The 18,136-nt window shown below is 71.2% G+C and carries 19 protein-coding genes; 14 read left to right on the top strand and 5 right to left on the bottom strand.

Translation table 11 applies throughout. The features are described from left to right. Window positions 1–162: 162 nt before the first annotated feature. A complete protein-coding gene (gene argS / locus ACZ4EF_RS16295; RefSeq protein ID WP_467504995.1) occupies window positions 163–1,947 on the top strand; it encodes an arginine--tRNA ligase in 1,785 nt (594 codons plus the stop codon). Window positions 1,948–1,950: 3 nt separating this feature from the next. Here the strand turns inward: argS and ACZ4EF_RS16290 are convergent, their stop codons facing one another. Both ACZ4EF_RS16290 and ACZ4EF_RS16285 read right to left on the bottom strand, forming a co-directional pair. Beyond that, window positions 1,951–2,700, bottom strand: coding sequence for a GAF and ANTAR domain-containing protein (locus ACZ4EF_RS16290; RefSeq protein WP_355340616.1), 750 nt, complete (start codon window positions 2,698–2,700; stop codon window positions 1,951–1,953). Between the two features lie 5 nt (window positions 2,701–2,705). Then, window positions 2,706–3,419: a GAF and ANTAR domain-containing protein gene (locus tag ACZ4EF_RS16285; RefSeq protein ID WP_355340618.1), complete on the bottom strand. Its 714-nt coding sequence runs from the start codon at window positions 3,417–3,419 to the stop codon at window positions 2,706–2,708. A gap of 287 nt (window positions 3,420–3,706) precedes the next feature. On the opposite strand from ACZ4EF_RS16285, the gene ACZ4EF_RS16280 reads away from it, so the two are divergent. The 9 genes from ACZ4EF_RS16280 to ACZ4EF_RS16240 all read left to right on the top strand — a co-directional run bounded on the left by ACZ4EF_RS16280 (window position 3,707) and on the right by ACZ4EF_RS16240 (window position 11,227). Further along, window positions 3,707–4,417: an SDR family oxidoreductase gene (locus ACZ4EF_RS16280; RefSeq protein ID WP_355340621.1), complete on the top strand. Its 711-nt coding sequence runs from the start codon at window positions 3,707–3,709 to the stop codon at window positions 4,415–4,417. After that, complete coding sequence (locus ACZ4EF_RS16275) at window positions 4,411–4,926, top strand: MarR family winged helix-turn-helix transcriptional regulator (RefSeq protein ID WP_467504993.1); 516 nt, start codon at window positions 4,411–4,413, stop codon at window positions 4,924–4,926. Before ACZ4EF_RS16280 ends, ACZ4EF_RS16275 begins: the two co-directional genes overlap by 7 nt. 96 nt (window positions 4,927–5,022) lie before the next feature. Next, on the top strand, window positions 5,023–5,796 hold the full coding sequence (locus ACZ4EF_RS16270; protein ID WP_401308974.1) for a DUF899 family protein: 774 nt from the start codon (window positions 5,023–5,025) through the stop codon (window positions 5,794–5,796). A 112-nt stretch (window positions 5,797–5,908) separates the two neighbouring features. Further along, the gene (locus ACZ4EF_RS16265) at window positions 5,909–6,349 is read left to right on the top strand and encodes a MarR family winged helix-turn-helix transcriptional regulator (protein ID WP_391163538.1); all 441 of its coding nucleotides are present in this window, start codon (window positions 5,909–5,911) and stop codon (window positions 6,347–6,349) included. 61 nt (window positions 6,350–6,410) lie between these two features. Further along, window positions 6,411–8,132, top strand: coding sequence for an MFS transporter (locus tag ACZ4EF_RS16260; protein ID WP_355340633.1), 1,722 nt, complete (start codon window positions 6,411–6,413; stop codon window positions 8,130–8,132). Between the two features lie 34 nt (window positions 8,133–8,166). After that, window positions 8,167–8,745 carry a YbhB/YbcL family Raf kinase inhibitor-like protein gene (locus ACZ4EF_RS16255; RefSeq protein WP_467504991.1) on the top strand — a complete coding sequence of 193 codons (579 nt, stop codon included), beginning with the start codon at window positions 8,167–8,169 and terminating at the stop codon, window positions 8,743–8,745. A gap of 179 nt (window positions 8,746–8,924) precedes the next feature. Continuing rightward, the gene (locus ACZ4EF_RS16250; protein WP_391163539.1) at window positions 8,925–9,665 is read left to right on the top strand and encodes a chitinase; all 741 of its coding nucleotides are present in this window, start codon (window positions 8,925–8,927) and stop codon (window positions 9,663–9,665) included. Between the two features lie 390 nt (window positions 9,666–10,055). Then, complete coding sequence (locus tag ACZ4EF_RS16245; RefSeq protein ID WP_467504989.1) at window positions 10,056–10,268, top strand: hypothetical protein; 213 nt, start codon at window positions 10,056–10,058, stop codon at window positions 10,266–10,268. Window positions 10,269–10,417: 149 nt separating this feature from the next. Beyond that, complete coding sequence (locus ACZ4EF_RS16240) at window positions 10,418–11,227, top strand: DUF4253 domain-containing protein (RefSeq protein WP_401723166.1); 810 nt, start codon at window positions 10,418–10,420, stop codon at window positions 11,225–11,227. A 7-nt stretch (window positions 11,228–11,234) separates the two neighbouring features. On the opposite strand, the gene ACZ4EF_RS16235 is transcribed toward ACZ4EF_RS16240, so the two are convergent. Further along, window positions 11,235–11,651 (bottom strand): ATP-binding protein, encoded by a 417-nt coding sequence (locus ACZ4EF_RS16235; protein ID WP_355340645.1) that lies wholly within the window; start codon window positions 11,649–11,651, stop codon window positions 11,235–11,237. A gap of 113 nt (window positions 11,652–11,764) precedes the next feature. On the opposite strand from ACZ4EF_RS16235, the gene ACZ4EF_RS16230 reads away from it, so the two are divergent. From ACZ4EF_RS16230 to ACZ4EF_RS16220, 3 genes are all read left to right on the top strand, one after another. Beyond that, window positions 11,765–12,595 carry a helix-turn-helix domain-containing protein gene (locus ACZ4EF_RS16230; protein ID WP_467346588.1) on the top strand — a complete coding sequence of 277 codons (831 nt, stop codon included), beginning with the start codon at window positions 11,765–11,767 and terminating at the stop codon, window positions 12,593–12,595. Then, window positions 12,595–12,894 carry a DUF397 domain-containing protein gene (locus ACZ4EF_RS16225; RefSeq protein ID WP_467504987.1) on the top strand — a complete coding sequence of 100 codons (300 nt, stop codon included), beginning with the start codon at window positions 12,595–12,597 and terminating at the stop codon, window positions 12,892–12,894. Before ACZ4EF_RS16230 ends, ACZ4EF_RS16225 begins: the two co-directional genes overlap by 1 nt. 79 nt (window positions 12,895–12,973) lie before the next feature. Next, window positions 12,974–14,194 (top strand): acyltransferase family protein, encoded by a 1,221-nt coding sequence (locus ACZ4EF_RS16220; RefSeq protein WP_391052036.1) that lies wholly within the window; start codon window positions 12,974–12,976, stop codon window positions 14,192–14,194. 37 nt (window positions 14,195–14,231) lie between these two features. On the opposite strand, the gene hemB is transcribed toward ACZ4EF_RS16220, so the two are convergent. After that, window positions 14,232–15,218, bottom strand: coding sequence for a porphobilinogen synthase (gene hemB, locus ACZ4EF_RS16215; RefSeq protein WP_391052047.1), 987 nt, complete (start codon window positions 15,216–15,218; stop codon window positions 14,232–14,234). A gap of 306 nt (window positions 15,219–15,524) precedes the next feature. Further along, the gene (locus ACZ4EF_RS16210; RefSeq protein ID WP_467346582.1) at window positions 15,525–15,674 is read right to left on the bottom strand and encodes a hypothetical protein; all 150 of its coding nucleotides are present in this window, start codon (window positions 15,672–15,674) and stop codon (window positions 15,525–15,527) included. A gap of 160 nt (window positions 15,675–15,834) precedes the next feature. Between ACZ4EF_RS16210 and ACZ4EF_RS16205 the strand changes: the two genes are divergently transcribed. Next, complete coding sequence (locus ACZ4EF_RS16205; protein WP_467505142.1) at window positions 15,835–18,063, top strand: HelD family protein; 2,229 nt, start codon at window positions 15,835–15,837, stop codon at window positions 18,061–18,063. Window positions 18,064–18,136 lie beyond the last annotated feature (73 nt).

The following is an 18,136-nucleotide window of genomic DNA, read 5'->3' as shown; positions in this document are numbered from 1 at the left end:
GCCCCCGATCGCCAGCGGATAACCCGGCCTGTGGATAACTCGCCCGCTCCGTCCCCACCTGTGGATAACCGGCTCGGCCCATCGGGGCTCGCGTGGGACACTGGGACCTCGCCTCACCGCGAGGCGAAGTCCGCTATCCACGACACACGGAACGGCACACCCATGGCCTCGGTCACCTCCCTGTCCGCTTCACTCCAGCAGCGTGTCTCGGCCGCCCTCGCGGCCGCCGTGCCGTCGGCCGACGGTGCCGACCCGCTGCTGCGCCGAAGCGACCGGGCCGACTTCCAGGCCAACGGCGTGCTGGGCCTCGCCAAGAAGGCGAAGGCCAATCCCCGGGAGCTGGCCGCCGCCGTGCTGGCCGGGCTGCCCGCGGACGGCCCCGACGGGCTGATCGGCGAGATCGAGGTGTCAGGACCCGGCTTCCTCAACATCTCGGTCACGGACACCGCGATCACCGCCAACCTCGCGCTGCGGGCCGAGGACGACCGGCTCGGCGTACCCCTGGCCGAGCACCCCGGCACCACCGTCATCGACTACGCGCAGCCGAATGTCGCCAAGGAGATGCACGTCGGGCACCTGCGGTCCTCCGTCATCGGCGACGCGATCGTGCGGATTCTGCGGTTCAGCGGCGAGACGGTGATCCCGCGGCACCACATCGGCGACTGGGGCACCCAGTTCGGCATGCTCGTCCAGTACCTGATGGAGCACCCGGACGAGCTGGAGAGCACGCAGACCACCGCGGACTCCGCGGTGGCCGGTGAGGCGTCGATGTCCCGGCTCGACCGGCTCTACAAGTCGTCGCGGACGCTCTTCGACTCCGACGAGGCGTTCAAGGACCGGTCCCGCAAGCGGCTGGTCGAGCTCCAGTCGGGCGACGCGGAGACGCTGAAGATCTGGCAGTGGCTGGTCGACGAGTCGCTGATCTACTTCCACTCCGTCTACGACAAGCTCGACATCGCGATCCAGGACGAGGACATCGTCGGCGAGTCCGGGTACAACGACATGCTGGTGGAGACCAGCGACCTGCTGGAGAAGTCCGGTGTCGCGGTCCGGTCCGACGGCGCGCTGTGCGTGTTCTTCGACGACATCAAGGGCAAGGACGGCGAGCCGGTCCCGCTCATCGTCCGCAAGTCCGACGGCGGCTTCGGCTACCCGGCCACCGACCTGTCGGCGGTGCGGGACCGGACGCAGAATCTGCACGCCACCACCTTGCTGTACGTGGTGGACGCCCGGCAGGCGCTGCACTTCCGGATGGTCTTCGAGACCGCCCGGCGGGCGGGCTGGCTGACCGACGAGGTCACCGTCAAGCACATCCCGTTCGGCACGGTGCTCGGCAAGGACGGCAAGCCGTTCAAGACCCGGGCGGGCGAGAGCGTCAAGCTGGAGGACCTGCTGGACGAGGCGGTGGAGCGGGCGACGGCCGTCGTCAAGGAGAAGGACACCAAGGGCGAGCTGTCGGACGCGGAGGTCGCCGAGCGCGGCGCCGAGGTCGGCATCGGCGCGGTGAAGTACGCGGACCTGTCCACGTCCCTGGGCCGGGACTACGTCTTCGACCTGGACCGGATGGTGTCGCTCAACGGCGACACGAGCGTGTACATCCAGTACGCGTACGCCCGGATCCAGTCGATCATCCGGCGCTCGGGCGACGCGCGGCCCGCGGCCCACCCCGAGCTGCCGCTGGCACCCGCCGAGCGGGCGCTGGGGCTGCTGCTCGACGAGTTCGGCGAGGCGCTGGCCTCGACGGCGGAGACGTACGAGCCGCACAAGCTCGCCGCGTATCTCTTCTCGGTGGCCTCGGCGTTCGCGACGTTCTACGAGCAGTGCCCGGTCCTCAAGGCGGACAGCCCCGCCGTGGTGGAGAACCGGCTCTTCCTCTGCGACGTCACCGCCCGCACCCTGCGGCAGGGTCTGACGCTGCTCGGTATCCGTACCCCCGAGCGCCTCTAGGAGCTAGGACCCCTCGGGCCCCTCCGGCTCGCGGAAGATCGCCGCTGTGTCGAAGTCCCCCTGGACGACGTCGTAGGCGAGCGCCGCGAGCCGCAGGTGGTGCGCGCGGGCGTAGCGGCGGAAGGCGCCGAAGGCGTCGTCCACCGACAGACCCCAGCGCTCGGCGAGCACGCCCTTGGCCTGCTCGATCACGATCCGGTTGGTCAGCGCGGTCTGGAGCTGCACGCGCTCGACCTGGCTGCGCTCCAGGGTCCGCTGCTGGAGGATCGCGATCGTGGCGATGTCCGCGAGCGCCTGCGCCAGCAGCCGGTCCTCCTCGCTGATCGGCGTCGACTCGCGCTGGAAGAGGCTGAGCGCGCCCACCACCCGCTGCCGCAGCCGCATCGGGAAGGCGTGGGTGCGGACGAATCCGGCCTCGGTGGCCCGCGTGGTGAAGTGCGGCCAGCGGGTCCGGGTGATCGGCGCGGTCAGGTCCACGTCGATGCGGGCGTCGCCGGTGCGGAAGCACTCCACGCACGGGCCCTGGTCGTGCTGGGACGCGAAGAGTTCCAGCAGCCGGGTGCTCTCGTCGGACGCGGCCAGCGGGTGCAGCGTGCCGTGCTCGTCCACGAGCAGGATGCCGACCGTCGCGATGTCCAGCAGTTCCGCGCAGCGCTGGGCGAGCCGCTGGAGGAAGTCGATGATGTCGAAGTCGTCGGTGAGCGAGTCGGCGACCTCCACGAAGACTTCGGTGAGGCGTTGCACACGCGTCATGGGGATCAGTCCTTGTCTGCTGCGGTGGAGGGGAGGGTGCCGTCGCCGTTGACATCGAGGCGCAGCCGTCTGGCCACCACATCATGCGCCACGACGCGGATGGGCCGCCCGCTCCGGAAGGCGTGCGCCCGCAGGCGCAGGAGCGCGTCCGCGAGCGGGAGGCCGAGTTGCACGCTCGCCATGCCCGCCGCCTGGTGGACGACGGCGCTGTACAGCGTGCCGGGCAGTTCGGCGCCGCCCTCGTCCCCCAGGTAGCGGGCGGCCAGCGCGTCGGCGAGGACGAGGGCGTCGCCGGTCTGTTCGGTGCCGAGCGCCCCGGCCGTGGCGCGTACGGCGGTCAGCACGCCGATCCGGATGGCGCCGAGCGCGATCGGGAAGCAGAACACCGCGCGGACCGGCAGCCGTTCGGCCTCCGGCACCAGCGCGGGCCAGCGGTCGGCGCGCACGCGGCGCAGGTCGGGTGCCAGGACGGCGTGGCCGGTACGTACGGCGTCGGCGGCCGGCCCCTCGCCGACCGTGTACTGCAAGTCCTCGAAGGCACGGCTCAACGGGCCGGAGCACCAGAGCACTTCGGCCGCCTCCCGGCTCCCCGGGGTCTTCCCCGGCGAGGTGTCCCCCGCCAGAGCCGTCGACACGCCGTCCACCCCGAGCGCCACGGCCGCGAGACGCGCCCGCTGCGGCCACTCGCCCCGGCGCAGCGACACCAGTGCTTCCGCCATCGCGTCACTGATCACGGCTCAGCGCCCAACACCCTTTGTCCTGCGGCTGATCTGTCCGAGCGGCCACCCGCATGGCGTCCCCTCAGCCGGGTGTTGTACGGACGACGGACGCCGTGCGCCCGCCGACCTTATCCCCTGCGTGCGCGATCACCCCGTTTTCCGGAGGTTACGGGCGCACGCCACGTTGACGGTGTACGTCGTCGGGGCCGCGCGCCCCGCGAAACCCCCGGCTCGAGGAGTCCCGGCTCCGTTTGACGCGGGTAGTTATACGACCCACAATCATTGTTATGACTACAACCAATTCGGCATCCGGCAAGCGCGTCCTGCTCATCGGCGCCTCCCGCGGCCTCGGCCTCGCCCTCGCGCGGGAGTGGCAGCGCGAGGGGTGGCACGTCGTCGCGACCGTGCGCGGCACCCGGCGGACGGAGCTGCACGACCTCGCCGAGGCGCACCCGGACAGCGTCGAGATCGAGACGGTGGACGTCACGGTCCCCGAGCAGGTCACGGCGGTGCGCGAGCGGCTGGAAGGGCGCGTCTTCGACCTCCTCTTCGTGAACGCGGGCGTCACGAACGAGCCCGAGGGGACGGTGGCGGAGACGTCGACCGAGGAATTCGTGCGGGTCATGGTGACCAACGCGCTGAGCCCGCTGCGGGTCGTCGAAACGCTCTCGGACCTCGTGACCGGGACCGGCACCATCGGGGTCATGTCCTCGGGCCAGGGCAGCGTGGCCAACAACGAGCGCGGCGGGCACGAGGTATACCGGGGCAGCAAGGCCGCGCTGAACACCTTCATGCGCAGCTACGCGGCGCGGCACGAGGGCGAGTCCCGGCCGCTGGTGCTGATGGCGCCCGGCTGGGTGCGGATCGGCGTCGGCGGACCCGGCGGGCGGCTGACCGTCGAGGAGAGCATTCCGAACGTCGTCAGGACGCTCGATTCCCTCCGGGACAGCCCCGGCCTGCACTACGTCGACTACCTCGGCAACACCGTCGCATGGTGACCCCGCCCCCGGACCCGGACCCGACGTCGGCCACGGACCCGGACGCGGAACCCGCCGCCCCCTCCGCCGAGACCGTCTGGGCCCTCATGCACGGCTTCGTCGAGGCCCACAACCGCCACGGCGAGCTGGCCGAAGCCCTCGGCTTCCGGCTCGGCGCCGGACGCGGCAAGGCCCTCTTCCTCCTGCGCGACGCGCCCCTGACCCTCACCCAACTCGCCGCGTCCATCGGCGCCGACGCCCCCTACACCACCCTGATCGTCGACAAACTCGAATCCCACGGCCTGGTCGAACGCCTCCCCCACCCCGCCGACCGCCGCCGCAAGCTCGTCACCCTCACCCCGGCGGGCCACGACGCCATCGCCACCGCCGACGCGATCCTCCACCGCCCCCCGCCGGCCCTCTCCGCCCTCTCCCGGAAAGACCTCGCCCACCTCACCACCCTCCTGACCCGCCTCACCTCCGCGACCGAATCCGCCGAACCAGCCGACCCCGCCGAACCTCCGCGATGAGTTCCGGGCCCGCCCCGAGTCTCCTGTAGTGACCGCCGCCGGAAATCCGGCGCCGGACACGGCCGAGAACACTCACGACAGAGCGCGGAGGACATCGTGACGAGCACGCAGGGCGAAGCGGGCGGCGGACGGCCGCCGGTGGTGGACATGGAGACGTGGCAGGCGGCGCGGGACGAGCTGCTGGTCAGGGAGAAGGCCCATACGCGCGAGGGGGACGCCATCGCGGCGGCGCGGCGCCGGTTGCCGATGGTGGAGTTCGACGGGTCGGTGGAGGTGACGGGCGCGCAGGGCCCGGTGCCGTTCAGGGACCTGTTCCAGGGGCGGAACGAGCTGCTGGTCTACAAGCACATGTGGCACGACGGGGCGCCCCACCAGGGCCAGTGCGAGGGGTGCACGGTCACGGCGTGGCACATGAAGGACGCCGCGTATCTGAACGCGCGCGGCATCTCGTGGGCCGTGCTGACGACGGGACGCTGGGAGGAGGTCCCGCCGTTCGTGGAGTTCATGGGCTACACCGAGCCCTGGTACTCGGTGCGCGACGTGGCCGCGCCGGTCGGCGGGGCGATGGGCCACCTCACCTCCTACCTGCGCGACGGCGACCGTACGTTCCTCACGTACGACACGACGGGCCGCGGCACCGAGGCGGCCAGCGGGAGCTTCGCGCTGCTGGACATGACGCCGTACGGGCGGCGCGAGGCGTGGCAGGACACGCCGGAGGGCTGGCCCGAGGGGAACGGTCCGTGCTGGTACTGGCGCGCGGACGTGGACGGGAACGCGACCTGGGGCCCGACCGGCCGGCCCGTACCGCAGTGGACGCGTCCCGGCGTGACCGCCGAGCAGACCCTGGGCCGCGGCGGCGAACACCACTGACGCGCCGCGGACGCCGTTGACGCGCCCGCCCGCCCGCACGCCACCCCGCCCCCGCCCTCACTTCCGTGAGACGAAAAACAGATAAGGCAGGTTGATAAGGTAGCCTTAGCATATGAACGAGGATCTGGACCCCGCAGCCGTCGCCGCCTCCCTCCTGACCGGCGTCGGCGCACTGGTGCGCCGCGCCCGGCAGGTGCCCACCGGCGGGGGCCTCACCATGCCCGAGCGGACGGCGTTGTCGCTCCTGAACCGCTCGGGCCCCACGACCTCCTCCGCCCTGGCCCGGCAGGTGCAGATCACCGCCCAGGCCATGGGCACCACCCTCGCCGGGCTGCGGGACCGCGGCCTGGTCGACCGCGGCCAGGACCCGGACGACGGCAGGCGCGTGGTGCTGACGGTGACCGAGGCGGGCCGGCGGGCGCTGGAGGACAAGCGCAACGCGCGCACCGAGCAGATCACCCGGGCCCTGACCAGCGGCGCGTTCACCCCGGCCGAACTGGCACAGCTCGCGGCGGCGGCCCCCCTGCTCGACCGGCTGGCCCAGGCCGTCTGACGCGACGGACCCCGCCCGAGGACCCGTCGGGAAGCCCCCGGACGCGACAGGAAGCGAGCCGATGTCCCATCCCTCCCAGGCGCTGGGCGACCGGTACAAGTGGACGGCGCTGACCAACACCACCGCCGCCGTCTTCATGTCCGCGCTCGACGGCTCGATCGTCCTGATCGCGCTCCCCGCCATCTTCCGCGGCATCCACCTGGACCCGCTCGCGCCGGGCAACATCGCGTACCTGCTGTGGATGATCATGGGGTACCGGCTGGTCCAGGCCGTCCTCGTCGTCACCGTCGGCCGCCTCGGCGACATGTACGGCCGGGTCCGTATCTACAACTCCGGTTTCGCCGTCTTCACCTTCGCCTCGATCCTGCTCTCCTTCGACCCGTACGACGGCGGCCACGGCGCGATGTGGCTGATCGGCTGGCGGGTGCTGCAAGCCGTGGGCGGCTCGATGCTGACGGCCAACTCCGCCGCGATCCTGGTCGACGCCTTCCCCAAGGAGCAGCGCGGCTTCGCGCTCGGGATCAACCAGGTCGCGGCCCTGGCCGGGATGTTCATCGGCCTGGTCGCGGGCGGCCTGCTCGCCGCGTGGGACTGGCGCGCGGTGTTCTGGGTGAACGTGCCGGTCGGCGTCTTCTTCACCCTGTGGGCGTACCGCACCCTGCGCGACACCGGAAAGCGCGGCGGCGGCCGTGTCGACTGGTGGGGCAACATCACCTTCGCGGTGGGCCTGAGCGCGGTGCTGATCGCGGTCACCTTCGGCCTCCAGCCCTATGGCGGCCACACCATGGGCTGGACGAATCCGCTGGTCGTCGCCCTGGTCGTCGGCGGCCTCGCCCTGCTGGCGGCGTTCGTCGTCATCGAGAGACGCGCCACCTCGCCGATGATCCAACTGGGGCTGTTCCGGCTGCGGGCCTTCACCTTCGGCAATCTGGCGGGCCTGGCCATCTCGATCGGCCGCGGCGGCATGCAGTTCGTGCTGATCATCTGGCTCCAGGGCATCTGGCTGCCGCTGCACGGCTACGACTACAGCGACACGCCTCTGTGGGCGGGCATCTTCATGCTGCCGCTGACCGCCGGTTTCCTCGCCGCGGGCCCGGTCTCCGGCTATCTGTCGGACCGGATCGGCTCCCGCGGCCTGGCCACCGGCGGCGCGCTGCTGTTCGGCGCCAGCTTCCTCGGCCTGATGCTCCTGCCGATCGACTTCAGCTACTGGATCTTCGCGCTGCTGATCGCGCTCAACGGGATCGCGAGCGGCATGTTCGCCTCCCCCAACTCCTCCTCGATCATGGGCAGCGTGCCGGACGAGCTGCGCGGGGTCGCGTCCGGCATGCGGGCGACCTTCCAGAATTCGGGCACCGCCGTGTCCATCGGCGTCTTCTTCTCCCTGATGATCGCCGGACTGGCCAGCAGCCTCCCGCACACCCTCACCAGCGGCCTGCGGCAGCAGGGCGTACCGGCGCACGTCGCGGCCCAGGTCGGCGGCCTGCCCCCGGTCTCGTCCCTGTTCGCCGCGCAGCTCGGCGTCAACCCGGTGCAGCACCTGCTCGAACCCACCGGCACCCTGGCACGTCTGACGGCGGCGCAGCGGCAGACGCTGACCGGACACGAGTTCTTCCCCGACCTGATCTCGGGGCCCTTCCACTCCGGCCTGGTCATCGTGTTCGCCTTCGGCGCCGTCCTCGCCTTCCTCGCCGCCGTCGCCTCGATGCTGCGCGGCGCCAACCCCGCCGCTCCCGGCCGCGAGCGCCGGAAGCGCGAGCACCAGCCGTCCACGGCTCCCTGACGCCGCCGACGGCCCCTCACCCCAGGAGAGACACATGCCCCTGCTCGGCCGACTCCTCAGCAACCGCAAGTCGGGCGACGCCCACGCGGCGTGGCACCTGCCCAACCTCCAGGGCCCCGACCTGCTGACCCTCACCAGCGAGGACTTCAGGGACGGCGGCCCCCTGCCGCTGGAGCAGTGCGCGAAGAACGTCGGCGGCGCCGACCTCTCCCCGCGCCTGGCGTGGACCCCGCTCCCGGACGGCACCGCCCAACTCCTCCTGTCCGTCGAGGACATCGACGTCCCCATGTCCAGGCCCGCCGTGCACTGCCTCGCCCTCATCGACCCGGCGACGGCCGGCCGCCTGGACACCGGCGCCCTGTCCGCACGCCAACCCGCCCCGGGCGTACGGGTGCTGCGGTCGACCATCGGCCGCGGCTACCACGGTCCCGCGCCGATCAAGGGCCACGGCCCGCACCGCTACGTCTTCCAGCTCTTCGCCCTCGCCGCCCCCGTGACCGACGGCGCCCCGACCACGAAGGACCTGACCCGCGCGCGCCCTCGTACCGTCCTGCCCGCCGTCGCCTCCCCCGTCCTCGCCCGCGGCCGGCTGACCGGGGTGTACGAGCGCTGACCCCGGCCGGCCGCGGCCTTGTGATCCACACTCTTGACGGCATATCGGCGCGTCATATGCGCATTTCGGGCGAACGGCTGTAATTCTGGCGGCCGTTGCGTCGCTCTCCGTCTCCCCCCGCCCGGACCGTCCCGTCCGGGCGGCGAGCGACGCGTGCCCGCCTCACCCAAGGAGCGCAGATGTCCCTGTCCCGTGCCGTGTCCCGCACCCGGTCCCGCCTTCTGGCGGTGCTCAGCGCCGCCGCCGTCGCGAGCGGGCTCGCGGTCGCCGTTCCGGCGGCGCCCGCCGCGGCGGCCGGTTCGTTCGTCGTCAGCGAGGCCCAGTTCGGCCAGATGTTCCCGGCGCGGAACTCCTTCTACACCTACCAGGGCCTGGTCCGCGCGCTGGACGCCTACCCCGGCTTCGCCCGCTCCGGCGACGGCTCGGCGCGCAAGCGCGAGGCGGCGGCCTTCCTGGCCAACGTGAGCCACGAGACCGGCGGCCTGCGGTACGTGGTCGAGCAGAACACCGCCAACTACTCCCACTACTGCGACCGCGGCCAGCCCTACGGCTGCCCGGCCGGCACCGCCGCCTACTACGGGCGCGGCCCTCTCCAGTTGAGCTGGAACTTCAACTACAAGGCCGCCGGTGACGCCCTCGGCATCGACCTGCTGCACAACCCGTCCCTGGTGCAGCGGGACGCCGCCGTGTCCTGGAAGACCGGGCTGTGGTTCTGGAACACCCAGAGCGGCGCCGGAAGGATGACCCCGCACAACGCGATGGTCAACGGCAAGGGCTTCGGTGAGACCATCCGCAGCATCAACGGCGACCTCGAATGCAACGGCAAGAATCCGGACGAGCGCAACGACCGCATCAACCTCTACAAGAAGTTCACCCGCCTCCTCGGCACCGACGTCGGCGGCGGCAACCTCTCCTGCTGACCCCCTTGCCGGGGCGGCTGGCCGGTCTTTTCAGGGGCCCGCCCCTCGGCGGTTCCCCTGCCAAGACGGCTGGCCGATCTTTTCAGGGGCGCGGGGAACTGCGCGACCAGCCCCCACCGGGCTGTCAGCCCGAAAACAACCGCATCTGCCCCGCTGGGGCCGGTTCTCAAAGGCGTACCACCGCGCGGGCTGAGCGCGCAGTTCCCCGCGCCCCCGGTGGGCAACCTCCTGCGCAAGGGGAGGGCACAGGGGCCGCGCCCCTAAAAGCATGGCCCTGCGCAAGGGCACCGTGGGGCTACTTGGGGGAAAGGTGGCATATGCGCGTAGGGGAGGAGGCCGGGGTGGTAGGGATCAGGCGTCCCTGTCCCCCAGGTCAACAGGAGTTTGAGCATGCGGAAGTTGCTCGGTCGGACGGCTGCGATCACGGCGCTGGCAATACTTTTGCTCGCCTCTGTGCCAGGCCCGGCCTCGGCCGCCGGACCCGCACGACAGGGGCGGCCCTCGGCGATGGCCGACGAGTGCTACCGGCACCACGGCGTCTGGTACTGCGCGGACGGCTGGGACTGGTATCCCGACCGCCACAGCACGGGCCCGGTCCTCTGACGAGGCCCCGCGGAGCCGGGCCGGGGCCCGGCGCCTGACCGCCGGGAAAGCCCGGCCCGCAGGGCCGCACCGTACGTCCCGGATCCCGTCCCCACGGTCCGGGACGCACGGCTGTCCGGCTGTCAGTGGTCGCCCCTAGAGTCGGGCGCATGGCGATGCTTCCTAACCCCCTGCCGCGACTCGCGGAGTTGGACCTGCGGCTGCCCGCGGGCACATTGGTCGACACGACGTTCGAGGGCCGCTGGCACGAGCCGCTGCTGTGGATGGCGGACGGCCCCGCGGCGGACGACGCGTGGGCGAGCCTGCTGCCCGCGCGGGCGGCGGGCCTGCAACCGCTGCTGATAGAGGCGAGCGCGCCGTACTCGAAGGGCCCGGTGGACTGGCAGTTGATGCCCGACCACGCGTCGTACGCCGGGGACCACGACGCCGAGGAAGTGCTCGCCGAGTTCTGGGCGGGCCTGATCGAGGAGGACGCCGAGGACGTCGAGGAGGACGACGTCCTCGCGCCGTACGGCGCGGCGTGGCCGGGCCTGGCCCCCGCCGCGAAGGCCGTGGACGACCCCGACGACCTGGCCGCCGAGGTCACCGCCGACATGGTCGGCTCCGGCTGGCTGGAGAATCCGCGCGCGGCCCTCGTCCACGCCCGCCGCAGCGCCGACATACCCGCAGCGATCGGCTGGAGCGGCCCGCTCAACTACGAGAGCGACCCCGCCCGCCTGTGCGCCGTGCTCCGCTCGTGGGAGGACCGGTTCGGCATACGCGTCATCGCCCTCGCCTTCGACCGCCTCACCGTCTCCGTCGCCGCGCCCCCGAGCACCCGGGAAGAAGCCGAGGCCGTCGCCGCCGAGCACTACGCCTTCTGCCCGGACAACATCGACCAGGGCACCTACGAGACGCTGCGCGAGTACGCGGAGAAGGCCGTCCTCGACGTCCACACGTGGTCCTTCTGGTGGGACTGACGCCCGGTCAGCGGGCGGCGAACTCGCACCACACGATCTTGCCGGGGTTCCGCTCCCCCACGTCCCACTTGTCGGCCAGCGCGTCGACCAGGACGAGCCCGCGCCCGGACTCCTCCTGATCGCGCTCACGCCCCGGCCGGTCGGCCAGGTGCGGACGGCCGCCGCCGCTGTCGTGCACCTCGACCCGCAAGGTGGTGCCGAGGTCGCGGCGCAGCAGTAAGAGGAAGCCGCGCCCCGGGGGCACGCCGTGCAGCAGCGCGTTGGTCGCCAACTCGCTCACACACAGGAGGACTTCGTCCTCCCGGCTCTCGAACCCCCACGCGGTGAGGGCTTCCCGCGCGAACTCCCGCGCGGCGGGGACCGAGCGCCGTTCCCGACGGTAGAACCGCTCCCGGCGGTCCAGGTGCTGGACGTCTTCGTTCATGAAGCTCAGCGTCGCGCAGCGTGTTCGGGGTGTACTAGACCTGTTACTCGTACACGTCCTGTGTACGAGTAACAGGCGATACAAGTCGGGCAGGAGTGGGGTATTTCAGGTCCATGGCACCACGCAAACGGCAGCAGCCGAAGAAGCCGAACCGGACCGTCTTCCAGTTGATCGGCGCGCAATTAGCCCTGTTCCGCGTCGCGAAGGGTTATACGCAGGCCGAGTTGGCTCCCCTCGTCATCATCAGCGAAAGCAAGCTCGCCTCGATAGAGCAGGGTCGGCGCCCCCTCACCCTCGCCCTGGCCCAGGAACTGGACCGCGCCCTGGAGACCAAGGGTGCGCTGGAGGTGGCCGTGAACTACACGCCGGACATCGACGTCTACCCGACGTGGGCGGCGGAGTACATGGACCACGAGCGCGACGCCCTTGCCATCTCCTCATACGAGAACCAGGTGCTGCCCGGTCTCTTGCAGACCAGGGAGTACGCATGGGCGGTGTTCCGGAGCCGACTGCCCATCCTCAGCGAGGAGGAGATCGAGCTCCAGGTCTCGGGCCGCATCGAACGACAGGCGGTCCTGCACCGCAAGGAGCCCGTGTCGGTTTCCTTCGTCATCTCGGAGGCCGTTCTGCGCGACCGTCTCGGCGGCGAACAGGTCTACCGAGACCAGCTCCGGCATCTGCGCGAGTGCAGCGATCTCCCCGGCGTCACGATCCAGATCCTGCCGCTCGCCCAGCAGTCCCACCCTGCGCTCGACGGGTCGTTCGTCCTCTTCGAGACCCGTCAGCACGAGCATCTCGCCTACGCTGAAACCCAGCGCGGCAGCCTCGTCATTTACGACCCGGACGAGGTGAGCATCCTCGCAATGAGGTATGCCATGCTGCGCACGCAGGCCCTCAACCCCTATGACACACAGGGCCTGTTGGACCGGCTGCTAGGAGAGTAATGAGCGCCCCACTGAAGTGGTTCAAGTCCAGCTACAGCGGAAGTGACGGCGGGAACTGCGTCGAGATCGCCTACGCGTGGCGTAAGTCCAGCTACAGCAGCGAGCAGGGTGGCGAGTGCATCGAGGTCGCGGCTCACCCGGCCGCCGTGCACGTGCGGGACTCCAAGGACCCCCTGGGTCCGAGCCTCACGTTCACCCCGGCCGCATGGGCGGCCTTCGCCACCTTCGCCGCGACCGCCACCGCCACCGCCACGGCGGCGCCGGGTTCCGATATGACCGATAAAACGCCACTTCTTTAGGACATTCCTAAAAATTACCCGGGGGTAAGGTGGGCGGAATCCCCAATTCGCCTCAGTTCACCTCTAGGACACCCCACCTATGAGCACCGTTGTTCGCGGAGATGCCGCCCCCACCGGCTCCGCGCCGCTGCCCGACCTCGCACCGGTCCCTGAGCCCGCCGCCGGAGGCAAGGCCGGGAGCGCGGCACCGCAGCCGAAGAAGCGGCTGTACGTGCTGGACGGTCTGCGGCTGATAGCCGCGCTCATGGTGGTGGCCTACCACTACATGGGCTTCGACGACTGGTTCGAGTCCCCGTGGGGGAAGTCCTCGCGCGCGGTCTTCCCCGGCGTCCACGAGGTGGCCGGGTACGGATGGCTGGGCGTCGAGCTGTTCTTCCTGATCAGCGGGTTCGTCATCTGCATGTCGTGCTGGGGGCGGACGCCGAAGCAGTTCGCCGTGTCGCGGTTCGTCCGGCTCTATCCGGCGTACTGGTTCGCCATCGCGGTGACCACGACGGTGCTGGTGACGCGGCCGGGGGGAACGACCCTTGCCGCGAGCGACGTGCTGACGAATGTCACGATGTTCCAGGAGCTGCTGGGCGCGCAGGACGTGGACGGCGTGTACTGGTCGCTCTGGGTGGAGCTGCGGTTCTACCTGCTGTTCATGGTCGTGGCGATGATGGGGCTGACCTACAGGCGAGTGGTCACCTTCTGCATCGCCTGGCTGTTGCTGGCCGGAATCGCGCCGCAGTCGGGGATCGATCTGCTGCAGTTGATGATCGTTCCCCAGTACGCGGCCTTCTTCGTCAGCGGCATCGTGATCTACCTGATGCACCGGGTGGGGCCCACGCCCATACTGTGGCTGCTGCTGGGGGCGTCCTGGCTGATGGCACAGAACCAGCTCACGGATCTGGTGGCCAGCGCCGAGGCGTCCACACACACCAATCTGTCGTGGTGGTGGTCGCTGGCCGTCGTGAGCATCTTCTACGGTCTCGTCCTGGGCGCCGCGCTCGGGAAGCTGAACTTCTTCAACTGGCGCTGGCTGACGGTCGCCGGTGCGATGACGTATCCGTTGTATCTGCTGCACGAAGACATCGGGTGGGAGATCATCCGGCACACGCACGGGGTGCTCCCGGCCCGCATCCTGGTTCCGGCGCTGGTCGCCGTGATGCTGCTGGCGGCCTGGCTCGTCCACACATACGTGGAGACGCCGCTGGCCAAGGCGCTGAAGAACTGGCTGCTACCCAAGAAGCCGGCCAAACCGGCCAAGCCGGTCCCCGCGCCGACAACCGGGGCCGACTCGAAACCACCCGCCGGGTAGCACCAGCGGGCGGTCGGGCTCTAGGGCCTGTCCGGCCCTAGAGCCGCTGGGCGGCCTCGGTCGCCCAGTACGTGAGGATCATGTTCGCGCCCGCCCGGCGGATGGACGTCAGCGTCTCCATGATCGCGCGGTCGCGGTCGATCCAGCCGTTCGCGGCGGCGGCCTCGACCATCGCGTACTCACCGGAGATCTGATACGCGGCGACGGGCACGTTCACCTCGTCGGCGACGCGGCGCAGCACGTCCAGGTAGGGCAGGGCGGGCTTGACCATCACCATGTCGGCGCCCTCCTCCAGGTCCAGCGCCAGCTCGCGCATCGCCTCACGGAGGTTGGCCGGGTCCTGCTGATACGTCTTGCGGTCGCCCTTGAGCGAGGAGTTGACGGCCTCGCGGAAGGGGCCGTAGAAGGCGGAGGCGTACTTCGCGGTGTACGCGAGGATCGCCACGTCCTGCTTGCCGATCTCGTCCAACGCGTCGCGTACGACGCCGACCTGACCGTCCATCATGCCGGAGGGGCCGACCACGTGGACGCCCGCGTCGGCCTGGACCTGGGCCATCTCGGCGTAGCGCTCCAGCGTGGCGTCGTTGTCGACGCGGCCCTCGGCGTCGAGCACGCCGCAGTGACCGTGGTCGGTGTACTCGTCCAGACACAGGTCGGACATCACCACGAGCGCGTCGCCGACCTCGGACACGACGTCGCGGATGCCGAGTTGGAGTATGCCGTCGGGCTCGGTGCCCTGGCTGCCGACCGCGTCCTTCACCTCGGGCACCCCGAAGAGCATGATGCCGCCGACCCCGGCCGCCGCCGCTTCCGCCGCCGCCTTGCGCAGCGAGTCGCGGGTGTGCTGGACGACGCCGGGCATGGAGGAGATCTCCTGCGGCGCGCTGATGCCCTCGCGGACGAACATCGGCAGGATCAGCTCCGCCGGGGACAGCCGGGTCTCGGCGACCATGCGGCGCATCGCCGGGGTCGTCCGCAGACGTCGCGGGCGCGCGCCCGGAAACTCGCCGTATTGGCTGCTCATGGCTGCGCCGCCTTCCCGTGGGTCCGAACCCGTGGAGATCGAGGCACCCTCACGATCGAGGGCTCTCTCCCACGGTACGCCCGCTCCCGGTGTGCTTTTCCCGACGCCCAGTCGGCTCCGCAAAGGCCCGCGGCAATGCGGAGGAGAAGAAGATCCGTTCGCTTCCGCGCCGCGCAATTCGTCGGCCGCCGCCGTATCCGCGGAAAGGCGGCCACCGGAAATTCGGGCGTTGCCGACGGGCCATCGGTGTCGCGGCCCAGGGGGTGTCGCAACCTGGTGCATGCGCCTTGCCGATGCGGGCCGGGCTCACCCGGAGAAGAAGCGCGCCTCCGGGCAGCGGTGCGAGGGGCGGTCGTAGCCGCGCGAGGCGAGGTCGTCGTAGAGCTTGGTGCCCATCGAGCGCGGGTCGCCCGCGCCGGGCGAGCAGAGGACGACCGGGTACGGGCCGCGGGGCACGAGAAATCCCCGGTGGGCAATTGCCGACCGGGGATCGCCACGCGTATATTGGTTTCTTCTGCGCGCATTCAGCGCACATGGGAAAGGCCCCGATCACGGGGCCAACAAGAAGAACCATATCCGACGGGGAGCCGTTTTGTCAAATCGGGAAAGCGTCGAATTGCGGGAAGAGCAGGAATTCATCGACCGCGTCCACGCGCGGGTCGACGCGCTGCGCGGTGTCGCGGCGCAGGGCGTCGAGGACGCGCTGACGCCGGTCGGCACCGGCCTCCAGGCGCGGCTCGAACGCGACATCCGGGTCGCGGAGCGCTCCGGCCTGCTCGCGGCGCTGAACGCGGTCGACGGTTCGCTGTGCTTCGGCCGCGTCGACCGCTCCGACGGTGCCACGCACCACATCGGCCGGATCGGCATCCGCGAGGACGACGCCGACCGTACGCCGCTGCTCATCGACTGGCGCGCGCCCGTCGCCCGCCCCTTCTACCTCGCCACCGGGCACACCCCGATGGGCCTGCGGCGCCGCCGCCACATCGCCAGCGAGGGCCGCACCGTCACCGAGCTGCACGACGAGATCCTGGACCTGGCCGACGGCGAACGCACCGGCTTCGAGGACCCCAACGGCGACAGCGTGCTGCTCGCGGCGCTCAACTCCGCGCGCACCGGCCGGATGGGCGACATCGTGCGGACCATCCAGGCCGAGCAGGACACCATCATCCGCGCCCCGCACCGGGGCGTCCTGGTCGTGGAGGGCGGCCCCGGCACCGGCAAGACCGCCGTCGCCCTGCACCGGGCCGCGTTCCTGCTGTACGAGCAGCGCGAACTGCTCTCCAAGCGCGCGGTGTTGATCGTCGGCCCCAACCCGGCGTTCCTGCGCTACATCGAAGAGGTGCTGCCCGCGCTCGGCGAGACCGGCGTCCTGCTCGCCACCCAGGCCGAACTCTTCCCCGGCGTCCACGCCACCGGCACCGACACGCCGCGCGCCGCCGCCGTCAAGGGCGGCGAGGAGATGGCCGAGGCGCTGGCGACGGCCGTCCGCGACCGGCAGCAACTGCCCGAGCCCGGCGCCCCGTTGATCATCCGGCACGACGACGGCGACCTCATCCTCGACTGGGAGATCGCGTACGAGGCCCGGCAGGCGGCCCGCGACACCCTGCTGCCGCACAACCTCGGCCGCCCGCACTTCGTCTTCCGCGTGATCGACGCGCTGACCGCGCAGCTCGCCGAGCGGATCGGCGCCGACCCGTACGGCGGGCCCAACTTCCTCGGGCCCGACGACATCGCGCTGCTCGGCCGGGCCATCGCGGCGAGCAAGGAGGTCCACGCCGCCGTCGACGAGTTGTGGCCGCCGCTGACCCCCGAGGCGTTCCTGGCCGACTATCTGGCCGCGCCGGTGTACCTGCCCGCCGAGGACGCCGACGCGATCCGGCGCCCGCGCCCCGACAACCCGCTCGACGCCCCGTGGACGCCAGCGGACGTCCCCCTGCTGGACGAGGCCGCCGAACTCCTCGGCGTGGACGACAGCGCCCGGCTGGCGGCCGAGGAGGCCGTACGGCAGGAGCGGATCGCCTACGCGCAGGGCGTGCTGGAGCTGTCGCGGGGCTCGGAGTCGTACGAGTTCGAGGACGAGGAGTCCGAGGTCCTGGCCGCGCACGACATCATCGACGCCGAGCGGATGGCGGAGCGGCACGAGGAGGACGACCACCGCAGCGCGGCCGAACGCGCCGCCGCCGACCGCACCTGGGCGTTCGGGCACATCATCGTGGACGAGGCGCAGGACCTGTCGCCGATGGGGTGGCGGCTGCTGATGCGCCGCACCCCGACGCGTTCGCTGACGCTGGTCGGCGACCCGGCGCAGACGTCGGAGGCGGCGGGCGTCGGCTCGTGGGAGAACATCCTGCGGCCGTACGTCGGGGACCGCTTCGAGCACGTCACGTTGAAGGTCAACTACCGTACGCCCGCCGAGATCATGGAGCTGGCGGCCAGGGTCGTACGGGCGCAGGACCCGCGGTACGTCCTGCCGGTGTCGGTGCGGTCGACCGGCGAGCGGCCGTGGACGCGGGACGCGGGCGGGGACCTGGCGGGGACGGTCGCCAAGGCCGCCGCGGAGCTGACGCCGCTGCCGGGGCAGGGCCGCCTGGCGGTGATCGCGCCGCGCGAGCTGCACGAGGAGATCGCCGCCGCGCTGGACGGTGTCACGGCGGGCGAAGCGCCCGACCTGACCCGGCCGTTGGTGCTGCTGGCCCCGCGCCAGGCCAAGGGCCTGGAGTTCGACCATGTGCTGGTCGTGGAGCCCGCCCGGTTCGGATCGAGCGACCTGTATGTGGCGCTCACCCGCGCCACGCAGCGCCTGGGCGTCGTCCACCGGGAGCAACTGCCCCCGGCGCTGCAGTAGTCGTGGGCCCGTGCGGCCCACCAGGTCCTCGACGCGGGCCCTGGGTCCGGGCCCTGGGTCCGGGCCCTGGACG

Source organism: Streptomyces sp. NPDC025721 (assembly GCF_055558595.1).
The sequence above is the reverse complement of the archived record's forward strand: the minus strand, read 5'-3'. Positions and strand labels throughout refer to the sequence as shown.

Coding starts and splice junctions, on each gene's coding strand:
- argS (WP_467504995.1), top strand. CDS start 163: ATGGCCTCGGTCACCTCCCTGTCCGCTTCACTCCAGCAGCGTGTCTCG.
- ACZ4EF_RS16290 (WP_355340616.1), bottom strand. CDS start 2,700: ATGACGCGTGTGCAACGCCTCACCGAAGTCTTCGTGGAGGTCGCCGAC.
- ACZ4EF_RS16285 (WP_355340618.1), bottom strand. CDS start 3,419: ATGGCGGAAGCACTGGTGTCGCTGCGCCGGGGCGAGTGGCCGCAGCGG.
- ACZ4EF_RS16280 (WP_355340621.1), top strand. CDS start 3,707: ATGACTACAACCAATTCGGCATCCGGCAAGCGCGTCCTGCTCATCGGC.
- ACZ4EF_RS16275 (WP_467504993.1), top strand. CDS start 4,411: ATGGTGACCCCGCCCCCGGACCCGGACCCGACGTCGGCCACGGACCCG.
- ACZ4EF_RS16265 (WP_391163538.1), top strand. CDS start 5,909: ATGAACGAGGATCTGGACCCCGCAGCCGTCGCCGCCTCCCTCCTGACC.
- ACZ4EF_RS16260 (WP_355340633.1), top strand. CDS start 6,411: ATGTCCCATCCCTCCCAGGCGCTGGGCGACCGGTACAAGTGGACGGCG.
- ACZ4EF_RS16255 (WP_467504991.1), top strand. CDS start 8,167: ATGCCCCTGCTCGGCCGACTCCTCAGCAACCGCAAGTCGGGCGACGCC.
- ACZ4EF_RS16250 (WP_391163539.1), top strand. CDS start 8,925: ATGTCCCTGTCCCGTGCCGTGTCCCGCACCCGGTCCCGCCTTCTGGCG.
- ACZ4EF_RS16245 (WP_467504989.1), top strand. CDS start 10,056: ATGCGGAAGTTGCTCGGTCGGACGGCTGCGATCACGGCGCTGGCAATA.
- ACZ4EF_RS16240 (WP_401723166.1), top strand. CDS start 10,418: ATGGCGATGCTTCCTAACCCCCTGCCGCGACTCGCGGAGTTGGACCTG.
- ACZ4EF_RS16235 (WP_355340645.1), bottom strand. CDS start 11,651: ATGAACGAAGACGTCCAGCACCTGGACCGCCGGGAGCGGTTCTACCGT.
- ACZ4EF_RS16230 (WP_467346588.1), top strand. CDS start 11,765: ATGGCACCACGCAAACGGCAGCAGCCGAAGAAGCCGAACCGGACCGTC.
- ACZ4EF_RS16225 (WP_467504987.1), top strand. CDS start 12,595: ATGAGCGCCCCACTGAAGTGGTTCAAGTCCAGCTACAGCGGAAGTGAC.
- ACZ4EF_RS16220 (WP_391052036.1), top strand. CDS start 12,974: ATGAGCACCGTTGTTCGCGGAGATGCCGCCCCCACCGGCTCCGCGCCG.
- hemB (WP_391052047.1), bottom strand. CDS start 15,218: ATGAGCAGCCAATACGGCGAGTTTCCGGGCGCGCGCCCGCGACGTCTG.